Raw genomic sequence first — 22,456 nt, forward strand, 5'->3', positions numbered from 1 at the left:
TTGAATAGCAAAAAGCGCGTCACATCCTACGATGTTGCAAAGGCAGCAGGCGTTTCTCAGTCTGCTGTATCCAGAGTGTACGTTGAGGGTAGAAGTGTCTCCAAAAAAACTAAGGCAATGGTATTAGCTACAGCGAAAGAGTTAGGATACAAGCCTAATGCTATCGCGCGTATGTTGATCACTAAACGCTCTGGAATGGTGGCGGTTATTTTGTCTTCAAGAGCAAATTTAATCTATCCAGAAGTTCTATCTTTGTTGAATAAGCGCCTTTCAGAAAAAAATGAGCGTGTTTTGTTATTCAATCTAGATGATGCTGCAGGATTGGATGATATTTTAGAACAAATTTGGACCTTTCAGGTTGACGGTGTTATTGCATTAGCCGCTCACTTCGATAACGAAAGTATCGAAAATTTTAAAGTGCACAACATCCCTGTTGTTTTGTACAACCGCAGAGTTTCTGGTCATTCTGCCAGTTCAGTTTGTTGCAATCATGAGCAGGGTATAAGACAGCTTGTCAATATACTCGATGACTTTGGCCATAAAAGGTTTTTAGTTCTAGCCGGACCAAGTGAATCTGATGTGGCCCAAGAAAGGTTAGAGTGTGCTATCAAAAGCCTGTCCTTGAAGGGACATAACGACGTGCCAATAAAATATGGTGACTTTAGTTATGACTCTGGTCGATTAACATTTGCAGAAGCAATGCACAGCAATAATGTGCCTACGGCTGTTATATGTAGCAACGACACCATGGCAATTGGTGTCATCGACGAGGCAAGAAAAAACTTTGGCCTAAGGATCCCTGAAGACCTATCCGTGGTCGGATTTGATGGTGTAAACGCTGTTTTTTGGCATAGCTACCAACTAACCACTATAAAACAACCTCTCGAGCAAATGACAAAAGCGGCGGTCGATATTTTACTAGAACAAATCGAATCACCTGAAAATCCGGCACAACTGCGGTTGTGGTCAGGAGCTTTTATCGAGGGCAATACTGTAGGACCTGTTAGGAATGAACAATAAACCACTACTTGTATTTATTCCCGGAACATTGTGCACCAGCCAGGTGTTCCAGCCAATTGTAGAAAACCTTACATACGATGCTGTACTCATCGATTATAAGTATCACGATAGTTTGCAAGCAATGAGCGAAGAAGTACTTCGCTTGGTAGGCGATAAACCTTTTATTCCAGTCGGATTTTCGATGGGTGGCATGGTGGCATTTGAGCTAATCCGTCGCGTAAATAAACAAATTAGTGGGCTAATTTTACTCAACAGTAATGCCCATGCTGATTTACCTGGCAGGCAAAAAGGTCGTGTCCGACACTTAGCGTTAGCTAAAAAAACCAGTCTAACCAATCTAATCCAAGATGTGTATCTACCTGTTTACTTCGAAAATAACGAGAGTGCAGAAAGCCAAATAGTACTACAAATGGCTGAAAACTTAGGTATAGACGTATTTGAGGCACAACTAAAGGTACTCGCACAACGACCCGCTTCGTTGGATGTACTAGAAGAGTTTGCTAAGCCTACACTTATTATCGGTGCAGAAAATGACTTACCATGCCCACCTGAACACCAGTTACTGATGGCAGATACGGCGGTTAACTCAGAGTGTCATATACTTCCACAGAGTGGACATTTTGCTGTGCTTGAGCAACCTCAAAAAATAGCCAAGCTTATTAATCGATGGGTAGAGAAGTATCATGAATAATTTTAAACAGCGGTTATCAGACAAACAACCATTACTGGGCACATTTATCAAAACCCCACACCATCATAATACTGAGGTGATGTCGACATTAGGCTTTGATACATTATGCCTTGATGCTGAGCATGCACCATTTGACAGAGGCGATCTCGACCGATGTATTTTAGCGGCTAAAGCTCATCAGCAACATGTTGTTGTTAGAATTGCGAATGATTCACACGACAGCATTTTAAACATATTAGATCTAGGCGCAGATGGCGTGGTAGTCCCCCATGTTAAAAGTGCATCTCAGTTAGAACGAGTGATAAAAAGTTGCTACTTTGGACACAATGGACGCGGTTATGCAGGCTCTACTCGTATGGCTGGATACACGACTCGCAACATTCTCCAAAACATTGAACATAACCGCTCAAACACTACCATTATTGCGCAAATAGAAGACTTAGATGCGTTGCATGAACTATCAGACATTTGCCAAGTAGATGGTCTCGATTGTTTATTTATTGGCAGAATGGATTTAACCGTTGCACTAGGCGAAACTGATCCTAGTGCAGGGATTGTTATCAAAACCATTCAACAAATTATCGACGTCGCTCAGCAATACAATGTCAGTGTTGGAATGTTTGTTGCCAACTTAGATGAGTTACCCACATGGATTGAGAAACACGTTTCTTTGTTTCTTTTAGGCTCAGATCACAGCTTTATGCTGACTGGGGCAAAAGCGTTGCAAACACGTTTCGAAAAGGCTAAAGACGCGAATAGTAATGCGGCCATTTAAACTTTGCTTGTACTTAGTTTTACTTGGACTTTTGACTATAAGTAGTTGCAAAAATATTACGCTGATTACCAAAAAATCAGCTGTTGACTGGTCAACACCTGACATACCTAATCTCAATATTTTATCCATCGATAATTTACGACTCAGAAACTACGGTAGTGAATTTGTTTGGTTAGAAGAATGGCAACGCAAAAATACATCATATCGCAGTGTTATCGCCGCTTACATGAGCGATGGATTGCGTGTTTATGCCCGTATCGACATTCCTAATAAGCCGCCACCTGAGCAAGGTTATCCGGTTGTTCTGTTCAGTCATGGTTGGGTAGGTTTAGATAACGCCAAGGATTTTGACTTTTTTGTAGATTCAGAAAGTAGTCAAGGGCAATATTTACATGCATTGGCTGAAGATGGATTTGTGGTGATTACTCCTGGATGGCGTGGTCATGGCACAATTAATGGAATAAACGCTGATGGTATTGAGTTTATGCAGCGTTGGGATAACGCCACCTATATCAGCCCCATTTTTTATGCTATCGATATGCTTAATGCACTCGAAAGCATCCAATCCCTGACAACTTCAAAATGGGGTCATGGCTCAATCAACATAGATCTAGACAAGGTCTCTTTATCAGGTCACTCACAAGGTGGTGACTCTGCTTTACTTGTCTTAGCCATTGCGGGTGAATCATCCATGGTAAAACAACCTATTAGCGGCGCATCAATTTTTTCTGGATGTTTTTTACCACGTTTAAAACAGGGAGAATTATATAGTTCAATGTCTATGTCTCCACAAGCCTTTTTGGCAGGAGATGGTAGTTGGACATCGAGTGCATCGAGTTACGATGGACAGGTCAATCCTGACTTTCAGTTTGGTTTTCCTGCAGATTGGATAGGCACGCCCAATCCCCCTGATTGGACATGGCAAAATAAAATGTGGTCGACATCAACGGTAAAACAGGCGTTTGAGAAGAAGTATGATGAGATGTACAACACCTTACAAAAAAACCATTTAACTGCAGATCTCTATACTTTAGAAACAAATAATATGGGTCGTACTGTTATTCAACATCCAAATCATATTCAAGCAGCATATGCAGCAACATCACCAATTTATTATCCTCAATATCTTCAGGAACCACTGGCATTACATCATTCGGATCGTGACTACTACTCCCCATCTAAATGGAACCAAGAGCTGGTTCAAACAATATTAAAGTCTGGCGGAAGCGCGGTTAACTTTGAGTACCCAGGTAATACCCATTCGTTAACTATTAGCCAACATAAATGGTTCTCGGAAAATTATAACCAAACAGGACTGAACCGAATGATCACCCATGATATCAACTGGTTTAAAAACTCTAAAAAGTAGTCTTTATTTATATTTATTGAGGGCTTGCTGAAGAGGTTTTAGTGCATCGCCATATTTTTGCCAATTATTGATACTCGTTTTATATATGGGTTGTCTGACTTGTTCAGCGCTTGGTGTCATCACTATGCGTTGTGTTTGATAAAAACGCTCTGTTGCTTGTTCATAATCAAGACCTAAGAACTCGAGTAATCGAGCTGTTTCCTTTGGTTGATTATCCACGACCGCCTCATATTTGATAGTGATGATATCTTCGCTATGGAAACCTGCCCAAAATACCATTAAACGTTCGTGTTCCCGATAATAATGTCCAAGAGCGTTTAATTCATGTGCGTAGCCTTGACTATCATCAAAGGGTAATTTAAAAATAGATAGGCAATTATCTATTGAATCACGTTGACAATATACAAATTTAGCATCAGGTAAAATAGCTTTTATAAATCCCACAAAATTATAGTTGAGCGGGTTTTTATCAGTAAAATAAGTGTGATCACCAAAGGTTTCAAGCATTCTTTGTTTATACTGACGACCCATTTCAGACAGTTGCGATTGACTCAGTTTATTTAAGCAATAGGGATAAGGCGTATTGCTAGTTTGTTCTGCCATCTTCACTAAATCATTAATATAACCTAGCTCACCTGAACCAAAAACTTGCGAATGAGATGCCAGTATTTGTTCTGTTAGACTAGTACCTGAACGAGGCATACCGATAATGAAGATAGGATGGACATGATCCATACAAACCTTTGCAGGTGATATAGGCATAATATCTTCCATTGCCACTCGATATTGTTCAGTGAGTTTGCTGTTGTATGGACATTTTTCTGCTTTTATTTGCTGTGCATAAGCGTAATTTTTAATCGCAAACGCATACTGCTTAGACTTGTCGTAATACACGGCTAATGCAAAGAATAAGGAAGTCTTAAATACACTTGGCGTTGCGCTATCAGCTAGCAATTCAGTGATTTTTTCGACTTCCTCAGTCTTTAATATTTGGTTTTTAAGCTTTGCTAATTGATAAAAAGAACTAGCATGATTAGGCGTATGTTTCAGTGCTATTCGAAAACTTGTGGCAGCTGAATCAAATTCGCCTAACTGTTCTTGTAATACTCCAAGATGATGGTGTGCCTCGCTGTTGTTTGGCTCATGCTTAATGACCTTTTGTAAACATGCTTTTGCTTTTCTATGGTGCCCGAGCTGCTTTAACGTAGTGGATAAATTAATGCAGGCGGGCATATAGTTATCTATCGCCATCGCTTTTTCAAAAGTTTTTTTTGCACTTTCGTAATCAACTTTTGCCAGTTGAATTTCACCTATTACATTTAAGTAGTAACTGTTGTTTGGTTCAAGATGATTAGCATGCTCAATCGCTCTTAGGGCAATCTCTAGGTTGCCCAATTCTTTTAAAGACTGTGCAAAATTAGATAAACACTCTGGATAATTAGCGTCGAGTTTGAGGGCTTTATCAAATACCAAAGTGGCTTGTTTATGCTGGTCTTGTGCTGCCAATATATTGCCCAAATTATTTAATATTTGGGGCTGCTGTGGGTTCAAGATTAAAGAAGAATTAAAGGCTTTCTGCGCTTTTTTGAATTGATGTAATTCTTTGTATGCCAGCCCTAGATTATTATATGTTTGCGCATCTTTATTGTTGATGGCAAGCGCTTTTTCTAGCACAAGTACAGCCTGATCAGCTTGTTGTATTTGAATAAATACTACGCCTAGTAGGTTCAAGCCATGTTCATTTAAAGGGTCTACTTTTAAGATATCTTCAAAGACATTTTGAGCATCAAGCAAGCGCTCATTTTTTAGTAACTGAAAACCTTTCTGTAATTGGTGAGCTACTTGTTGGTTCACAGCATTCCTCGTTGATTTTAGGGGATTATCAATAAAAAGACCTACTCATTGTAGGCCAATATATACTAACATTATGAAACTCTATGTTTTAAAAGTTATACGCAAATCTCACACCAAAGTTACGTGGAGAATTGTAGTCATATGCCACTCTCGCTCGACTGAATATCTCAGTGTAGGTTTTAATCAGTTCGTCAGTAGCATTATTAACATACCCTTGTACGCTATAATCCCCATCGACAGATTCCCATTTTACCGATATGTCCAGTTTGGTGTAGGCGTCTTGGTCAGCAAAAAACACGGGGGCTCGGTTACTTATATAACCTGAATTATAATAAGCAAATACATGGGGTTTTATAGTACCCATATCGCCCAAGTCGATAAAGTAAGACATACCTACACCCACAGTCATATCCGGTGTGTAAGGTGTATCTTCACCATCCACTACGTATACAAAGGAACCACTAATTGTTTCAGAGCCTATCGGTGCAGTGCCATTCCAGACAAGATTACCTGCATCCACTATAAACTCATCATACTCTGACATATCAATCGACACACCAAAGTCAACGACTAATGCGTCAGTCACATCCCAAAAGCCTTCGATTTCAAGCCCACGTGATAAAATTGAGCCACCAGGAACCTGTGTTGCTACAGAAATACCGGTATCACCTTGATCGATAAAGGCAGTGGTTGTTAAGCCCTCAAATTTACCGCTATAGGCCGCTGCATTTAGACGCAAGGCACCATCTAACAAAGTTGATTTTGCGCCGATCTCAAAGGCTTTATTAGTTTGTGGAGCAAGCAAAGTTTGCGTTGTAACATCCGTTGAGCCAGCAATATAGGCCGTGGCATATGTTGCATAGACCATAAGGTTTTCGCCAACTTTATAATCTGCGCCTAGACGATAATCAGTATTTTCATCTACACCCTTTTGTACTTCTCGAGTTCCGTACGACCGAATGGGTAATGTTGGGCCTAAGCGTGCAGCAGAATCATCAAAACTTAGCGGATCAGCGCTTTGAGCTTCACGGTCGTCTTCAGTGAAACGAATACCCGCAGTGATATTTAATTTATCAGTTAACGCGTAGGTTGCCTGTCCATATAGAGCAGTGGATTTAGTACCGCCACGGCCTTCACTATTCCAAGACGCCCATGATGGCGTTTCTGGTGTTGCTCCAGCATAACCAGACCAAGATTCAACTAAGCTACCAAAAATATAAGCTGAGCGATTAGCGGGATCTTGACTGTTAAAATAATAAGCACCAACAGTATATTGTAAGGGTCCGTCAAATAATGATGAAACGGTAACATCAAGTTGTTTTGATTTACTAGTACTGTAGTTTCCATCAACCCAAGAGGCCAAACCAGAAAGATCCGCATCCATCAAGTTAATAGATTGATAATCAAACATAGCGCCATTAACCATTACGCTATGCTCAGCTATTTCCCAATCGATACTCACATAAAATGATGTTTCTTCAAGCTCTCGATTAGGTGTGTAATCATAATCGATGGTTCTTGCGCCAGGAACAATCGTTGCGAAAGCATCACCAGCACAGACATTGCCGCCGGAAACTGTTCTTCCTCCAGGTCGGTCAGGTGAACCATCAGCGCAGCCTTCGTAAACGCCAAAACGCGGGTCTAAAAATCCATCCGCTGCATTAATACGTGTAGGATCATCTTTATCAAGCGGAATACCAGCTGGTTTGTAACCAAAGTTCAAACTGCCGTTACCGGTATCTTTCCAATGTGAAGCTGTTAAGTTAATAGATAAGTCATCGCTTAACGTGAACAGCAGTTGGCCCCGCACATAGGTGTAATCTGAATCTTTTATATCGCCATTTGGGTTGTTGATATTCTCAACGAAACCGTCGCGTTTTTCATCGGCGGCAGTAATACGAAAAGCAACATTTTCACTAACAGGAACGTTAACAAAACCTTCGGTTTTGATTAAGCCAAAATCACCGAGCGTTGCCGCGCCTCCGAATGAGAACTCTTCTGTATCAGGCTTTTTAGTTATAACATTGATCAAGCCGCCGAATGTGTTACGACCAAATAAAGTCCCTTGAGGCCCTCGCAATGCTTCTATGCGTTCAATATCTAAGTAACCTGCCAGCGCCTGGCCTGTGGTCGGCAAATACATACCATTATGATAAATCGGCACTGCGATATCAGTAGTGCCTGCGCTACCTGCGCCGCGTAATATTATTTGTGGATTATTACCAAAGCTGGTTATGGTCACACCAGGAATAGCTTTCTCTAACGACATGACATCATTAATTTGCATGTCTACCAAATCGCTACCGCTGATAGCAGTAACGGCTAATGGAACGTCTTGAATATTAGTAACGCGTTTTGTCGCGCTGACTTCTATTACTTCAATTTTTTTTTCTGCTTTTACTTGTGCATATGCGCTAGACATTGCAATCGCATTTGCTACTGCCACTGCGATTGTTGTTTTAAATAGAATGTGTGATTTCATTTTCATGATCTTTTTCCCGATGCTGTGCTGACTAGAATGTTCCAAAATTGATACTTTTATTTTTTAGGTAAATATCTTAAGTCAAAAAATACTTCGGAATCATCAATAAATCAACTGTGAATTTACATTTAAAGCTATTAAATGACGATTAATTGCTTATTTATCCCCCGCATTGACATATTTTGCATTTAATCATTAACAAAACACAATTAAAAAATTAACACAATAGACTTCGGAGTCACTTTTGGTGATGTCGATTACAATTAAGACCTATTGGGCTTTTTTAGTTCTAACGTCGTGCTTTATTAAATTCGCGCATTCTTCCCAACACATCAACACCTAGCTGGTCATAAACAGAAAGCATATCTATTAATACCCAGTTCTCTCGAATTAGGTCACCTTCTACACGCCAAAAATCAAGACTACGCATGCTTATTTTTTGATCCCCTGGTGCAATACCCAACCAACCAGAACCAGATACTGTCATATGCATGCCTGGCCAAGCTGTAAAAGCTGCGTAATTCGCATCTGCAAATAAGTGACCTGCATGAGGATTGCCAACTCTATCTGGAAGACCATTTAGAAATGGGATCTGATGCCAATCTCTAAATCCGCTAATTGTTCTGGCCGTACCGATACCTGACGGTCCATACCAAGAACATCTGGGGTGCCAATAATCATGTAAACGCATGGCTTCAGCCCCTCCTGTTGCATAATTCCCCAGCGCTACACACATGTCGCCAACCAAAGTTTCTGATTTTTTAGAGCTGGCTCTATCCCACGCTTTTAGGGTGATGCCATCTTGACTTGCAGGCCCGGGTACATGCCATTCACGACCCAAACTCGGAGCCATTGGCCAAGCATTCGCCTGCATCATAACGTCAGGGATATCCCATATTCCTTGGTATTCTATGACCTTATTACCTTCAAATTTATAAAATTCATGAAAACGCAATGAGACCATATGGCCTGTTGCAGGAATGTCTAACCAAGGCTTATCAAAAGAGCCGCAATAAAAACCACAACATCCCACCCAATGAATACCTTTTGCTGTTGGGCCTGACATAATAATCGAGTCTCGTCGTTCAAGATCAGGAATTGACTGGAACAGTGGTATTAATGCTTGCTGAAAAAATCCTTCTACGTCGGTGATTTTTTCGAAAGGAAAACAAAGTTGAATAACAGCGTTTGGACTAAAAAGCGAAAGTAAATTGTCTTTAACTGCTTCGGGTTCAAAGTTGTACTGCAATTGACTGAGTTGGTGGATTTTATTTTGTTTTCTAAAAGGATTTGCTGGAGCTCAGTGGTTTCCATTTTCGATCTCACGGATTAGTTGGATGTCTCTGGATACGGCAAGCTCAAAATCATCGGTTGATAACAGATGCTGTTCCGATTCGTATACAAATTTGGCTGCTAACTGTTGCTTATGATTTTGAAGGTAAAATCCAACATTACTGATAGGAGTAACAGCATCATATTTACCATGATGAATTACATACTTAGCAGATACACTTATTTTTGGAAATCGATACTTTGCCGTTGACCAAAGTGATATTAATTTAACCTTATTTTTTATTTGACTGGCGGCATAGAAGCTAATGGGACCTCCCATAGAGTGCCCAATAAGCACGATGTTTTTAAATTCGGTTAATAAGTGTTTTTCTAGTGCATTTATAGCAGCAATAAGATCTGAGGCGTAGAGTCGATCGGGGAATTTTACTTTTCCGGTTTGATGCGTGTAGGTGATTCCTTGAGAATCGTTATGCCCCCGATAATCAGGGATCAACACGTTAAAACCTGCTTTTGCATAAGCATTTACCCAACTTCTATAATAATCACCTGGTCTGAAGGATTCGCCAGTTTCTACCCTTCCATATTTTGCTGGGTCAGGGTGAAAACCATGAGCCATCACAATGAGAGTGTCTGATTTTAGCTTGTTTGGACTACCGATAATTAATAATGCACTTTGTTTTAAATTATCATTTTCAAACTGTAGTAAGCGTCTTTCAATCCTCTGATTTTTGTTGGGGAGAATATTAAGTTCAACACTCAAACATACTGTTGAACTTAAATATAAAACAAGAAATACCGATAAACGCATTACAGTGTTGGGTTCTCAATACTGGCCGTTCGTTCAAGGATATCTACCCCCTGTTGTTTTAACCAATATGGAATGTCCATCATCACCCAGTTTTCTAATAATTTATCTCCCTCACGGTAATAAACATCAACAATCCGCATATCGGCTTGGCTATCGCCGCTGGGCATGCCTAAAAAGCCACCTTTAGACTTATTTGATAAATTTGGCCATCCGAAGAAACAAGCAAATTGACCTTCAGCAAACCGACATATGTGGCCGTTGAATACTTTGTCAGTCAGTCCTTCTCTAAAGGGATACATGTGTTGTTCTTGATATCGAGGAATAGTAAAAGTTGAACCGATACCTGCGGGTCCATACCATGCCATGTCATCGTGCCAGTTCTTTTTCATCACCTGTTCACCTGCCCTGTCATTAGCCGTTTTGTTTAACTGACTCAAATCATCTATCATAGTGTTGAGAACTTGTAAGGTTTTCACTGCCTCCTCAGCTGGCTGCTCATCAAGTACTAAACCATTGTGGTGACGTGGTCCTGGGTGGATAAAACTGGCACCCGTTTGTGGCGGTAATGGATTAATACCTACTTGCTGCATGAGTCCAATAATGTCTAACCATAAACCTGTCTTAGTTATTTTACCGTTCTCAACACAGTTAAATTCGGCATATTTCAGCATAACAACTTTTCGTGTGGCGCGGATCCCTAGCCAATCACTGTCAAACAGCCCCATAAAATGTCCCATACTCATTACCCATGTATCACCACTCACATCATTTGAACCAGCGATAAATACATCTTGGCGTCTTTGAATATTTTTAAATGACTGGTAAAGAGGTTGCCAAACATTCGCAGAAACTTCTTTTAAATTGTTTATCTTATTAAAAGGGTACACACCGTAAAATTCATAATCATCAGCAATGTAAGATGCTTGAACCTTTGTAAGTGAAGTGGTACTTGCCTTTTCCATTGCTTTGAAATACTCCATTACATAGGCTTTTTCGCTTTGAAAATTGGCCATATTCAGTGCTCTCTTTTGGTTAATAACTAATTTTAAAAAAAGTCTATTTACTAATGACTTCGAAGTCAATTAATAATAAGATGAAAAAAATCTTTAGTACTTAAAACGACAAAAAGAAAAGGTTGGGGATCACAATGACGGAATTTGGCGCCTTAAATTGGACTATATTAATAATATATATAGTTGCAAATCTATTATTAGGCCTGGTGATAGGAAAAAGAATTAAAACCGATAATGATTTTTATATCGGACAAAAAACCACACCTTGGTGGGCAATCGGCATTTCTGTGGTGGCCACTTACGTTAGCGCCATGACGTTTTTGGGTGCGCCGGCTTGGGCTTACAAAGATGGACTCAGTGTCATCGCTATTCACCTTAATTACCCATTAGTGATAATGATTGTCATTATCTTCTTTTTCCCCTTCTTTTATAACTCAGGCGTCGCATCTATCTATGAGTATCAAGAAAAAAGATTTGGCAAACGTGCTAGGGCGTTAATTTCCTCTATTTGGTTGGTATCGCAAACCATGTCTTCTGCTGCTGTACTTTATGCAACTTCTGCGGTGTTGAGTTTCATCACTGGCGTCGATGTTATAGCCGCAATATTTATTGTTACCTTTATTGCACTGGCTTATACCGTTCTAGGCGGTATTACTGCTGTAATATGGACGGATGTAATCCAGTCAATCATTTTATTTGCTGGTGCAGGTATTATATTTTATGCACTGCTTAACGAAAGTAGTTTCTCAGTCATGGATTCACTCGCTCAACTTAAGTCTGAAGGTAAACTTAACCCACTGATCACTGATTGGGACTTCAATGCTACCACCACAGTATGGAGTGGCATTATCGCCATGACGCTCTACCACACAACGGTTTATGGTACTAACCAGATGATGGTTCAAAGAACGTTAGCTGCAAAAAACATTGGCGATGCTAAAAAGTCCTATTTATTAATGGGTTTTGCTGCTTTCTTTATTTACTTATTTTTTATTATTCTTGGGGTACTGTTTTATAGTTATTATCAGGGTAAAACATTTGATAACGAAAACCTCATTATCCTAGAGTTTGCAGCTGAATATGGTATGCCTGGTTTAATGGGGCTAATAGCGGCAGCTGTGATGGCTGCATCCATGTCGAGTCTTGACTCCGCTTTTAACTCATTATCGACGGTTACCACCATCGATTTCTATAAAAAGTATTTCAAAAAGGGAGCTCCTGAAGCTCATTATCTGAAAGCATCTAGACTGTTCACACTGTTTTGGGCGCTACTGATCATCTTCCCTGCCATTATGTATCACCTACACAGTTCTGGCTCAATTTTAGAAGTGTTGAGTAAGGTAGGTTCCTACTTTGTAGGCGCTCAATTGGGTATGTTTGGGCTAGGGTTTTTCTCCAAACAAGCTACCGAAAACGGCTTGCTCGTGGGAACTGCAGTTGGGTTTGTGGCTGTTGTAGCTGTCGCCATTGGAACTGATGTTGCGTGGCCTTGGTATTGTTTGATTGGTGCAGGTTTCAATGTGATTGTCACTATTATTGCTAGTCGTATTATTGATGGTAAACAACATGAATTATCTGAATATACAGTCAAAGGTCAGCAATTAAAGTTTGCCAGAGAAGGATTGGCAGAAAAAGAAAACGGGTGGTATCGCATCCCGGGTAAAGTTGACCGTGTTAACTACTGGTTATTTGCATTCTTTATTTTGACCCTAATTTTCTTATGGTCTATTCAGTATATGGTTTAACAACGGATTATTATGTCAATTATAAGTCAATTTTATGATGCACTTGCGAACGATCTATCGCTAACTAACATAGTTAGCGAAGACGTAACTTTATACGCCAGCGAGCCGGTGAATGAACTTCACGGCATTGATGCCATAAAACAACAGTATTGGAAAATTTTATCGACGTCACTCTACAACATTGAACGTAGGCCATTTATTGAGTTTGATAGCATTCACAATAATCATAAATGGATTGCCGCTACAGGTTATTTAATAGGTGATTTTGTTAATGACTTGCTTGGAATACCTGCCACTAAAAAACCTGTCTATTTAAGATTTACAGAGCTGGTACAGCTGCAAAACGAAAAAATAGTCAATTATTATATCATCATAGATTTCTTAGATGTTATGCACCAAGCTGGCGTTAACCCTTTGCGAAAAAGCCTGGGGCACGATGGTTTGATAATGCCGCCGACCACTATGGATGGATTAAATCCAATAGAGTCCTATGTTGAACAAAGCCAACAATCAGAGCAACTGGTGTTATCTATGCTCGAAGAACTAGGTCGTTTTGACGGTCAATCTTTGGCTAGTATGCAGCTAGAAAATTTCTGGCATCCAGCCTTCATGTGGTATGGGCCCGCGGGCATAGGCATGACCAGAGGTATTAGTGACTTTCGAAAAAATCATCAAGGCCCCTTTGTTTTTAGTTTTCCCGACAGAGTTGTTGACCACAAAGCTGCAATCATCAAAAAAGGAAACTATGTTTCAACCGGTGGCTGGCCACATATGCATGGCTCACATTTAGCTGGAGGCTGGCTTGGCTTGCCTCCTTCAGGGATAAAACTTGAGCTTAGAGTGATTGATATTTGGCGCAGAGAAAATAACCTCTTAAAAGAAAATTGGGTTGGAATTGACATCATTCATATGTGCAAACAAATGGGCTTAGATGTTTTTGCAATGATGAAAGATGCATACCACCTTAGATGAGTATCTTTACGCGAATAGATAGAATGTCAGATCCATCATCAACGGTAATTATTTATAAACGGTGTAACCATGCAACAAGATAATGTCACTCAAGTATATTGGAAAGATTTACCAGAACTATTGTCACCTCAGGGTAAGCCAAGCCAATCATTAAAGAACTTTGATTCAGAGTTTATTGATATTGTGGATTATATTATTCGCATTACTCACCGTATTTGGGAACAGAAAAACATAGCGCTGTGTAATAATTATTATGCTGAATATTGTCCTGTACACACGTTAGGTGGCTATTCAGATGATGTTGCCACTGTAATAAAAAATACATTATTAACTTTAGCAGCATTCCCTGATCGTACGTTAATTGGTGAAAACGTGGTATGGCGAGACCTAGGCGAAAATAATGGCTATTACTCGTCACACCGTATCACAAGCATAATGACCAATAAAAATCCGTCTGAGTTTGGTGCCGCAACGGGTAAAACGGGTCGTGTTACAACCATCGCAGATTGTGTGTGTTACGAAAATAAGATTGTTTATGAATGGTTGATGCGAGATAACAGTTTTTTAGTGAAACAGTTAGGCATCAGCCTTATTGATGCGGCAACACATTTTGCTAACTTGCCTACAAACGATAGTTTTGAAGTATGGCGCGCACAAGAAATCACCCGTATCAAAGCTGGACAAGCAACGTTTCATCAGTGGCATACACCATTAGATGACAGTAGTGAAAAATTTGCCAAGCTTTGGGTAAACACACTTTTTAATAAAAAAGCCTTTGGTGAAGTAAAAGGTTTTTACCATAAGAATGCTAAATTGCAATGGCCAGGTGGCATCGAAGCTGTAGGTATTCCTGGTATCAGAGGTGTCTTTATTCAGTGGCTAGCACAAAGCCCTGAAGCGTCAGCAACATGTGACCATATTAGTGTTACTCCATTTGAAGATGACGCTACTGATATTGCAATTCGTTGGTCAGTGGCCGGAATATTTACCCCTAAAAATGAGCTCTTTTCAAAATACACAGGGCAATGCTTTTTTGTTATGGCAGCGACTCACTTACGAATAGTTAACGGTAAAATTAGCGAAGAATGGACAGTGTTTGATGAAGTTGCAGCTTATGCAAACATGATCAGAGATTACAACAACAGCGATGCAAAGCAGGGGATTGAATAATGTTAGATATGCTTATTAAAACATTCACTCAAGGCGATGTTGCCTGTTACAAATCAAGTTTGTTGCACTCTTCATTCTGGTCCCAACACAATACTAAAATGTTTGGAGAAGATAAACTGACTTCTGTACCATTAACTTGGTTAATGTCTGCAGGCCGTTGCCAAGTGTTGCAAAGCCTAGTCGTACGGCAAGCAAACATCTCAGTCATACACTTAAAACTAAAAATACAACAGCACGACTTACCAATAAATTATACATTTTGGCTGCACAATAATGGCGAAGTCATAAAGTCTGTATATGCCATAGTTGATACCTTGCAATTATCTATTGCCAAAAACACCCATGTAGATGAAATAACGTTAACTTTACCGGAGCCCGATCCATTGGTGATCCCTGATTATGATCAACAAGATAATTTACAGGGAGAATTTGCTACACCTTCTTGTCTTATTACTAAGCCGTGTTCACTCAATGTTTTATTAGACTCTTGGTGGACGATTTGGAGTAGCTCACAACTATCAAATATTGATGACGTTTATACAGAAAAATTTGATGTTTCATTACCTGGAGTCTTTCAACAAAAAAGTAGCAGTGACATGTTTGAGTTTGTGTTGTCCATAAAGTCAAAATTGACGCGTGTATTTTGTCAATTAGAAGATGTGGTTATTGAGGGTAACAACGCAGCAATAAAATGGTTTATTGACGCTGATGAATTTGGGCAAAAAATCAGACTGCCACTCATGACCATATTGAAAACGAATGGTGAGCAGATTACATCTGAAATAACCACTTGTGACATTTTAGCCTTCAATAAACGTCATCAACATTCAAAACTTTTTGAGTAAAACCTATTGAAAGATTGGTTATTTGTCATTTTTAAAAAAACGACACCGAAGGACAATTTATATGGTCTTTTGAACTAGAAATAACGATTTGTTGTGGCAGATAAGTTAAATAAACTTAATATCAAATCTTAGTGTTACTGTTCTTAAAGTGTAAAATTTTTTTTCCACTTGTGTACAAGTTTATGCACTAAAAATTATCATTCATCATATTGAGTATATATGATTCATTTATTTCCATCCCATTCATAGGATTATCCATGAAAAATGACTTTTATATACGTTTAGCTCAGCAAATTGAAGACACTAAGGCACAAGGGCTGTTCAAAAATGAACGCATTATTACGTCAAGTCAACAAGCTGATATTGAAGTTGATCATAACCAAAAAGTACTTAACTTTTGTGCCAATAATTATTTGGGGTTAGCTAATCATCCAGAATTAATAAAGGCTGCAAAATCTGGTTTAGACAGCTACGGATTTGGTGTGGCTTCGGTGCGTTTTATTTGTGGTACGCAAGATATTCATAAGCAGTTAGAAGCTACTATTAGTGAATTTTTAGGCACACAAGAGACCATACTTTATCCTTCTTGTTTTGATGCCAATGGCGGTTTATTCGAAACCATCTTAGATGCTGAAGATGCCATTATTTCGGATTCGCTAAACCACGCAAGCATCATAGATGGTGTGAGATTATCTAAGTGTAAGCGCTATCGTTACGCCAATAACGATATGCAAGCCTTAGAAGCACAGCTTATTCAAGCTGACGCGGATGGCGCACGCACTAAGCTGATTGCAACTGATGGCGTGTTCTCTATGGATGGTGTCATTGCAGACTTAGCAGCAATTTGTGACCTGGCTGACAAATATCAGGCTTTGGTTATGGTTGACGACTGTCATGCAACTGGGTTTGTTGGTAAAAATGGTCGAGGTAGCCATGAATATTGTGATGTGATGGGACGAGTTGATATTTTAACCGGTACTCTGGGAAAAGCGTTAGGCGGTGCTTCTGGCGGGTATACTTCAGGCAAAAAAGAAGTCGTTAGTTGGTTACGTCAACGTTCGCGTCCGTATTTATTTTCAAATTCTGTGGCACCGCCTATTGTTGCCGCATCTTTAAAAGTGTTTGAAATGATGGAGCATGGAGATGCATTGCGTAAACAGTTAACTGCCAACGCTGCTCATTTTCGCCAGAGAATGTCAGACGCAGGTTTTACGCTTTCTGGCAAAGATCATGCAATTATTCCTGTGATGTTAGGTGACGCGCAGTTAGCCAGTGATATGGCGGATAAGATGCTCCAAAAAGGCGTTTATGTAGTTGGCTTTTCTTTTCCTGTTGTTCCCAAAGGGCAGGCGCGTATACGTACTCAGATGTCTGCTGCCCATAGTCTAGAACAAATTGACTTAGCTGTGGATGCCTTTATTGAAGTTGGCAAAGAATTGGGGGTGATTTAATGAAAGCTCTAGCCAAATTACATTCAAAAAAAGGTATTTGGATGACCGAATGTGAGAAGCCCACCGTTGGTCACAATGATTTATTAATTAAAATTCATAAAACCGCAATTTGTGGTACTGATATGCATATCTACCAATGGGATGAATGGGCACAAAAAAACTATCCCAGTACCAATGGTCGTTGGCCATGAATACGTAGGTGAAGTGGTTGATATGGGTCAAGAAGTGCGCGGGTTTGCAGTTGGAGATAGAGTGTCTGGTGAAGGGCATATTACCTGTGGTCACTGCCGAAATTGCCGTGCAGGTCGTCGCCATCTTTGCAGAAATACCACCGGAGTGGGGGTAAACAGGCAAGGTGCATTTGCTGAGTACTTAGCTATACCAGCGTTTAACGCTTTTAAAATACCCCATAATATATCCAGCGATTTAGCCGCTATTTTTGACCCTTTTGGCAACGCAGTTCACACTGCCTTGTCTTTTGATTTGGTTGGCGAGGATGTATTGATAACAGGTGCCGGCCCTATTGGTATCATGGCTGCAGCTGTCGCGCGTCATGTGGGTGCAAGAAATGTAGTGATTACTGATATAAACGAATATCGCTTAGACTTAGCCACTAAAATGGGCGCTACTCGAGCAGTAAATGTATCAAATACTCAGTTGAAAGATGTGATGAATGACTTGGGTATGACTGAAGGTTTTGATGTTGGTCTTGAGATGTCCGGAGTGCCAGCAGCATTGCGTGATATGCTCGACAAAATGAATAATGGTGGCAAAATAGCGATGTTAGGCATCCCAGCTAGCGATGTTGCGATAGACTGGAATCAAGTGATATTCAAAGGCCTGATGATAAAAGGCATTTATGGTCGTGAAATGTTTGAAACATGGTATAAAATGGCTAGCTTGATCCAAGGTGGTTTAAATTTAAAACCTATGGTTACGCATCAATTCGCTATTGATGACTTTCAACAAGGTTTTGATGTGATGGGGTCCGGCCAATCTGGTAAGGTGATCCTAAATTGGCTGTAGTGGTAACCTGAACTCGAGATAAGCAGCGCCGCTCAACACCGCTATTTTAGCGCCTATCTTCGCTTCAATTTCTAGTAATAGCGGACTATTACGTACGAAACCGAGCCTCGATAATCACTAAGATTTCGATGTTGAGTCACACTTGGGTATTTTAACATCGTGAATGTTATGTAACAGATTGAATTTATGATAATTTAATTGATTACTTTCGACACTCATTATCCGGAGTGTAGGTTAACAATAAATTTTTGAGGGGAGTAACCTAGATGGAGCAATTTGCCCATATATCTGTGCAACAGGCACAACAAAAACAGTCTGAAGGTACCGTACGATTCGTCGATATTCGCGACGACTCTGCTTTTGAAGCTGGGCATATCAAGGATTCTACACATTTAACCAATGGTTCGTTACATAGTTTTATGGCTGATGTGGAATTTGATACACCCGTCATAGTGTGTTGTTATCATGGTATTAGTAGCCAACAAGCAGCACAGTTTTTAATTCACCAAGGTTTTGAAGAGGTATATAGTCTGGACGGTGGATTTGAGGCGTGGCGCAAAGACCAGCCTTTTGAAATTTCACACCCAGCTATTTGAAATGTTATAGGAAGTATAATACGTTTGTCTACCCCGCTTAAGTTAGTCGCTTTTTCTAAAGAGCAGCCGGCAAGATTACTCACTATTTATCTTATAAATCAAGGTATTAATGTTGAGTACCAACATTCAGGTAATGATTATGCGCATTCGGTGATGCTGTTAGAGTTGTCTGATCAAATCCAAGCTAAAAAAATAGCAGAAGAATTTGTGCTCAATCCGAATGACGTAAAGTACCAGACGGCTGCATGGCAATCAGGTGAAACGGTTAACCTAACGCCGGTTAAATCTTTTTCTGCAGCTAAAGCCCTCTATGATCTAAAGCAAGCACCTTTTACATCAAGTATATTGGCAATTTGTTTAGTTATTTATTTGTTGGCAATGATAGGCATTTCAGGCCCTTATTTTTGGTTAAAAATTCAGCCTATTGCGATACTGATAGATTCGGGACAGTGGTGGCGATTATTGGGACCTGCACTGATCCACTTCTCAGTCCTGCACATTGCATTTAATATGCTGTGGTGGTGGTCACTAGGTAAACAGATAGAGACAACCTTTGGTATCAATAGTTTGCTGATGCTTTTTGTATTTTCGGCTATTGTGTCTAATGCTTCTCAGTTGTTGGTCAGTGGCCCTAATTTCGGTGGCCTTTCTGGTGTCGTGTATGCGTTAGTGGGCTGTGTTTGGTGGTTGGGCTGGTTAAAACCAAGCTGGGGATTATCGTTGCCTAAACCCATCATTGGCTTTTTATTGGTTTGGTTAGTGGTAGGTTATCTGGATATTCTACCCGTGAATATGGCAAATACTGCGCACACAGTGGGACTAATTTGTGGATGTGTATTTGCGTGGTTTTTGGTTACCAGAGCAAAAAGTGTTAGCACCCAATAGGCTGAGATTTAGCTCTGGAAATAAAGATACTTTGTAAATATGACATCCTTTATCATTTTAGAGCCCGTTTCTTTGAGCATTAACTCTTGGAGTTTTTCTAAGCAGCTACGCCTAATATCCTCGCGACCAGTCAGCGATTTAACTTTTTCTTCTGGCTGGCTACCAAACACCTCAATAGTTGCCGCTCTCATTAGTGGGGAGTGATGTTCTGCGGCTTCAAGAAAGTCTGGGTCTTCTAACATCAATTCTATTGACACCCTGACAAAACCTAACTTTCTTGCGCTAGAGCCTAAATAGTTGGTTACTATCTCTGGCTCGAGACTGAAATAAGCATAGCTTTTTCTGACCACTTCTTGTCCGTTTACCACACTTTGATAACTTAAAAGGGTCAGTAAACTAACAAGTAGGCATATAGTTTTTTTCATCGTTATTTTCTTTTGTTAGTTATCATTACACTGGTACTAAGCTTAACAACTTTTGCTAGGCTAACAAAACTAAATTAGTTAGAGCGGTATTTAACTTTAGTCTAAGTCATGCACTTGTTATTATTCATCTTCGCTACTCAAAAACGTTATAAAATTGAATTTATCTTATACTTTTCCGGTCGGTATTCCATCACAATGGGCTGAACCTAAGTTGTTTACTATACCAAGTCCATGTTTAAAAAATTGGTTATTAGACACAGGATCGTTAACCGAAAGGCTTCAATCGCAATGTACGTCATTCCATCTGACTCTAGTAGGTCAACGGCAGGCGCAGATAACTCTTGAAGAATTTCGACGAGTCTCGGCCCCCAACCAAGAATTAAATTTAGAGGAATGGCAAGTCAGAGAAGTGTTATTGTGGGGTGATAATCAACCTTGGGTCTTTGCTCGTTCAATTCTTCCACAAAGATTATGCGAAAGTGATTTTGTTAATCTCAATACTAAACCTTTGGGTCAATTGATTTTTAATGATGAACGATTTAAACGAATGCCATTTGAATTAACTCATATGTCTCCAAGTAAAGATTTTCTAGAAAAATTACACATAGAATCTGAGATGAAATTGTGGGGACGCCGCTCGGCATTCACCTTTGAGGATCTGCAAATGACAGTCAGTGAGGTGTTTTTACCTAATTCACCAGCTTATCAAGAGATGAAATAGATCAATATGGATAACACAGGAAAATTACCAGCTGCAAAATTAAACGCTTATTGGCGCTTGATGCGTGCTGACAAACCTATAGGTATCTATTTATTACTATGGCCTTGCGTATGGGCTCTGTGGATAGCTTCAGCAGGCATTCCAGACTTACACATACTCGTGGTGTTTGTTTTAGGCGTTGTGGTGATGCGATCAGCTGGTTGTGTAATCAATGATTATGCAGATCGTAAGGTAGATGGTTTAGTGGAACGTTCATCAACCAGACCCTTGGTGACAGGAGAGGTCACTGAAAAAGAGGCCTTAGGTCTATTTTTTGTTCTTTTGTGTTTCGCCTTAATACTGGTTTTGACATTAAGTTGGCTAACGGTTCTGATGTCAGTTGGTGGATTGATATTAGCCACCATTTACCCTTTTATGAAGCGCTATACTCATTTGCCTCAGGTTGTACTTGGTGCTGCTTTTGGCTGGTCTATTCCGATGGCTTTTGTAGCTATAGGACAACCGCTAGGTTGGGTGGTGTGGGCATTGTATTTTGCTAATTTAGCTTGGACTGTCGCTTTTGACACTGAATACGCCATGGTCGATAAAAACGATGATATCAAAGTGGGGGTCAAATCAACCGCTATCTTGTTTGGTCAATACGATAAGTTGATCATATTGCTACTTCAAATACTTAGTTTGTTACTGCTTACTGCAGTAGCACTAAACTTAAGCTTAAGCTGGACTTTTTATTTGGCGTTAGTTATCAGTATGGGGTTGTTTTTGTATCAACACAGGTTGATTAAAGACCGAGAAAGAAGCCTATGTTTCAAGGCTTTTTTGCATAATCACTATGTAGGTTTGGTGTTAGCGTTAGGGATAATTGCACATTATGCTATTTATCCCGCATCTATTTAAATAGCGCCTAATTGTTACATATCCCTAATAATCAATGTTTGATTTTATGTTTCGGGTTTCTCTAATTTGGCGAGACGAGTTTCCAAAGCTTCCAATTTTTCTCGAGTGCGCATGAGTACTTGGCTTTGGATATCAAACTCCTCTCGACTAACAAAGTCTAAGCGGCTGATTTGTGATTGTAATACTTGTTTAACTTTGGCCTCTGCGCCTTCAGCCATCGTTTTCATACCTGGAGGCACGGCATCAGATATTTGCTTAGCAATTTCTTCTAATTTCTTAGGGGTTAACATTTTTATGTACTCGCTGAGTGGGCATTTTTTTGAGTGATTGATACAATAGTGGGCTTAAAAACTCAAAAAGCAATATCCGTTTAATATAGTTGGACTAATGGATGTATTTTCTTACAATCAGCGCCCTT

General features: G+C 39.8%; 20 protein-coding genes and 1 pseudogene. 14 read left to right on the forward strand and 7 right to left on the reverse strand.

The genetic code is table 11. The features are described 5' to 3' along the window. From C427_RS00360 to C427_RS00375, 4 genes are read left to right on the forward strand one after another with little or no spacing between them, the layout of a single operon-like run. Positions 1-1,020 carry a LacI family DNA-binding transcriptional regulator gene (locus C427_RS00360; protein WP_015430237.1) on the forward strand — a complete coding sequence of 340 codons (1,020 nt, stop codon included), beginning with the start codon at positions 1-3 and terminating at the stop codon, positions 1,018-1,020. Continuing rightward, on the forward strand, positions 1,010-1,711 hold the full coding sequence (locus tag C427_RS00365) for an alpha/beta fold hydrolase (protein WP_007641978.1): 702 nt from the start codon (positions 1,010-1,012) through the stop codon (positions 1,709-1,711). Before C427_RS00360 ends, C427_RS00365 begins: the two co-directional genes overlap by 11 nt. Beyond that, the gene (locus C427_RS00370; RefSeq protein ID WP_007641975.1) at positions 1,704-2,486 is read left to right on the forward strand and encodes an HpcH/HpaI aldolase family protein; all 783 of its coding nucleotides are present in this window, start codon (positions 1,704-1,706) and stop codon (positions 2,484-2,486) included. The genes C427_RS00365 and C427_RS00370 overlap by 8 nt, the downstream gene beginning before the upstream one ends. After that, positions 2,473-3,855 (forward strand): alpha/beta hydrolase family protein, encoded by a 1,383-nt coding sequence (locus tag C427_RS00375; protein ID WP_007641973.1) that lies wholly within the window; start codon positions 2,473-2,475, stop codon positions 3,853-3,855. The genes C427_RS00370 and C427_RS00375 overlap by 14 nt, the downstream gene beginning before the upstream one ends. Positions 3,856-3,858: 3 nt before the next feature. On the opposite strand, the gene C427_RS00380 is transcribed toward C427_RS00375, so the two are convergent. The 5 genes from C427_RS00380 to C427_RS00400 form a co-directional block, all read right to left on the reverse strand. Then, positions 3,859-5,709, reverse strand: a complete 1,851-nt coding sequence (locus C427_RS00380; RefSeq protein ID WP_007641971.1) for a tetratricopeptide repeat-containing sulfotransferase family protein — start codon at positions 5,707-5,709, stop codon at positions 3,859-3,861. 88 nt (positions 5,710-5,797) lie between these two features. Further along, positions 5,798-8,197 carry a TonB-dependent receptor gene (locus tag C427_RS00385; protein WP_007641970.1) on the reverse strand — a complete coding sequence of 800 codons (2,400 nt, stop codon included), beginning with the start codon at positions 8,195-8,197 and terminating at the stop codon, positions 5,798-5,800. A gap of 283 nt (positions 8,198-8,480) precedes the next feature. After that, positions 8,481-9,440, reverse strand: a complete 960-nt coding sequence (locus C427_RS00390) for an ester cyclase (RefSeq protein WP_015430239.1) — start codon at positions 9,438-9,440, stop codon at positions 8,481-8,483. A 51-nt stretch (positions 9,441-9,491) separates the two neighbouring features. Continuing rightward, on the reverse strand, positions 9,492-10,292 hold the full coding sequence (locus tag C427_RS00395; protein WP_007641968.1) for an alpha/beta hydrolase: 801 nt from the start codon (positions 10,290-10,292) through the stop codon (positions 9,492-9,494). Next, positions 10,292-11,305, reverse strand: coding sequence for a nuclear transport factor 2 family protein (locus tag C427_RS00400; protein ID WP_007641966.1), 1,014 nt, complete (start codon positions 11,303-11,305; stop codon positions 10,292-10,294). The genes C427_RS00395 and C427_RS00400 overlap by 1 nt, the downstream gene beginning before the upstream one ends. A 134-nt stretch (positions 11,306-11,439) precedes the next feature. Here C427_RS00400 and C427_RS00405 point away from each other — a divergent pair, with 134 nt between their 5' ends. The 8 genes and pseudogenes from C427_RS00405 (at position 11,440) to glpG (ending at position 19,995) form a co-directional block, all read left to right on the forward strand. Next, on the forward strand, positions 11,440-13,050 hold the full coding sequence (locus C427_RS00405; protein WP_007641964.1) for a sodium:solute symporter family transporter: 1,611 nt from the start codon (positions 11,440-11,442) through the stop codon (positions 13,048-13,050). 12 nt (positions 13,051-13,062) lie between these two features. Further along, complete coding sequence (locus C427_RS00410) at positions 13,063-14,022, forward strand: nuclear transport factor 2 family protein (RefSeq protein ID WP_007641958.1); 960 nt, start codon at positions 13,063-13,065, stop codon at positions 14,020-14,022. A 69-nt stretch (positions 14,023-14,091) separates the two neighbouring features. Next, on the forward strand, positions 14,092-15,192 hold the full coding sequence (locus C427_RS00415; RefSeq protein ID WP_007641957.1) for an ester cyclase: 1,101 nt from the start codon (positions 14,092-14,094) through the stop codon (positions 15,190-15,192). Beyond that, complete coding sequence (locus C427_RS00420) at positions 15,192-16,037, forward strand: hypothetical protein (RefSeq protein ID WP_007641956.1); 846 nt, start codon at positions 15,192-15,194, stop codon at positions 16,035-16,037. The genes C427_RS00415 and C427_RS00420 overlap by 1 nt, the downstream gene beginning before the upstream one ends. A 257-nt stretch (positions 16,038-16,294) precedes the next feature. After that, the gene (locus C427_RS00425) at positions 16,295-17,488 is read left to right on the forward strand and encodes a glycine C-acetyltransferase (RefSeq protein WP_007641955.1); all 1,194 of its coding nucleotides are present in this window, start codon (positions 16,295-16,297) and stop codon (positions 17,486-17,488) included. Next, a pseudogene (tdh, locus tag C427_RS00435) lies at positions 17,488-18,514 on the forward strand (L-threonine 3-dehydrogenase). Before C427_RS00425 ends, tdh begins: the two are co-directional and overlap by 1 nt. A 266-nt stretch (positions 18,515-18,780) precedes the next feature. After that, positions 18,781-19,110, forward strand: a complete 330-nt coding sequence (gene glpE, locus C427_RS00440; protein WP_007641952.1) for a thiosulfate sulfurtransferase GlpE — start codon at positions 18,781-18,783, stop codon at positions 19,108-19,110. 24 nt (positions 19,111-19,134) lie between these two features. Continuing rightward, the gene (glpG, locus tag C427_RS00445) at positions 19,135-19,995 is read left to right on the forward strand and encodes a rhomboid family intramembrane serine protease GlpG (RefSeq protein WP_007641950.1); all 861 of its coding nucleotides are present in this window, start codon (positions 19,135-19,137) and stop codon (positions 19,993-19,995) included. Between the two features lie 8 nt (positions 19,996-20,003). Here the strand turns inward: glpG and C427_RS00450 are convergent, their stop codons facing one another. Beyond that, positions 20,004-20,420: a flagellar basal body-associated protein FliL gene (locus tag C427_RS00450; protein ID WP_007641949.1), complete on the reverse strand. Its 417-nt coding sequence runs from the start codon at positions 20,418-20,420 to the stop codon at positions 20,004-20,006. Positions 20,421-20,574: 154 nt separating this feature from the next. Between C427_RS00450 and C427_RS00455 the strand changes: the two genes are divergently transcribed. After that, a complete protein-coding gene (locus C427_RS00455) occupies positions 20,575-21,141 on the forward strand; it encodes a chorismate--pyruvate lyase family protein (protein ID WP_226991256.1) in 567 nt (188 codons plus the stop codon). Between the two features lie 6 nt (positions 21,142-21,147). Next, positions 21,148-22,038, forward strand: a complete 891-nt coding sequence (gene ubiA, locus C427_RS00460; protein ID WP_007641946.1) for a 4-hydroxybenzoate octaprenyltransferase — start codon at positions 21,148-21,150, stop codon at positions 22,036-22,038. A gap of 44 nt (positions 22,039-22,082) precedes the next feature. Here the strand turns inward: ubiA and ubiK are convergent, their stop codons facing one another. Further along, positions 22,083-22,328 (reverse strand): ubiquinone biosynthesis accessory factor UbiK, encoded by a 246-nt coding sequence (gene ubiK, locus C427_RS00465; RefSeq protein WP_007641944.1) that lies wholly within the window; start codon positions 22,326-22,328, stop codon positions 22,083-22,085. Positions 22,329-22,456 lie beyond the last annotated feature (128 nt).

The organism is Paraglaciecola psychrophila 170, assembly GCF_000347635.1.
GTDB classification, from domain to species: domain Bacteria; phylum Pseudomonadota; class Gammaproteobacteria; order Enterobacterales; family Alteromonadaceae; genus Paraglaciecola; species Paraglaciecola psychrophila.

Coding starts and splice junctions, on each gene's coding strand:
- C427_RS00385 (WP_007641970.1), bottom strand. CDS start 8,197: ATGAAAATGAAATCACACATTCTATTTAAAACAACAATCGCAGTGGCA.
- ubiA (WP_007641946.1), top strand. CDS start 21,148: ATGGATAACACAGGAAAATTACCAGCTGCAAAATTAAACGCTTATTGG.
- C427_RS00400 (WP_007641966.1), bottom strand. CDS start 11,305: ATGGCCAATTTTCAAAGCGAAAAAGCCTATGTAATGGAGTATTTCAAA.
- C427_RS00395 (WP_007641968.1), bottom strand. CDS start 10,292: ATGCGTTTATCGGTATTTCTTGTTTTATATTTAAGTTCAACAGTATGT.
- glpE (WP_007641952.1), top strand. CDS start 18,781: ATGGAGCAATTTGCCCATATATCTGTGCAACAGGCACAACAAAAACAG.
- C427_RS00425 (WP_007641955.1), top strand. CDS start 16,295: ATGAAAAATGACTTTTATATACGTTTAGCTCAGCAAATTGAAGACACT.
- C427_RS00375 (WP_007641973.1), top strand. CDS start 2,473: ATGCGGCCATTTAAACTTTGCTTGTACTTAGTTTTACTTGGACTTTTG.
- C427_RS00415 (WP_007641957.1), top strand. CDS start 14,092: ATGCAACAAGATAATGTCACTCAAGTATATTGGAAAGATTTACCAGAA.
- C427_RS00370 (WP_007641975.1), top strand. CDS start 1,704: ATGAATAATTTTAAACAGCGGTTATCAGACAAACAACCATTACTGGGC.
- C427_RS00420 (WP_007641956.1), top strand. CDS start 15,192: ATGTTAGATATGCTTATTAAAACATTCACTCAAGGCGATGTTGCCTGT.
- C427_RS00450 (WP_007641949.1), bottom strand. CDS start 20,420: ATGAAAAAAACTATATGCCTACTTGTTAGTTTACTGACCCTTTTAAGT.
- ubiK (WP_007641944.1), bottom strand. CDS start 22,328: ATGTTAACCCCTAAGAAATTAGAAGAAATTGCTAAGCAAATATCTGAT.
- C427_RS00410 (WP_007641958.1), top strand. CDS start 13,063: ATGTCAATTATAAGTCAATTTTATGATGCACTTGCGAACGATCTATCG.
- C427_RS00365 (WP_007641978.1), top strand. CDS start 1,010: ATGAACAATAAACCACTACTTGTATTTATTCCCGGAACATTGTGCACC.
- C427_RS00405 (WP_007641964.1), top strand. CDS start 11,440: ATGACGGAATTTGGCGCCTTAAATTGGACTATATTAATAATATATATA.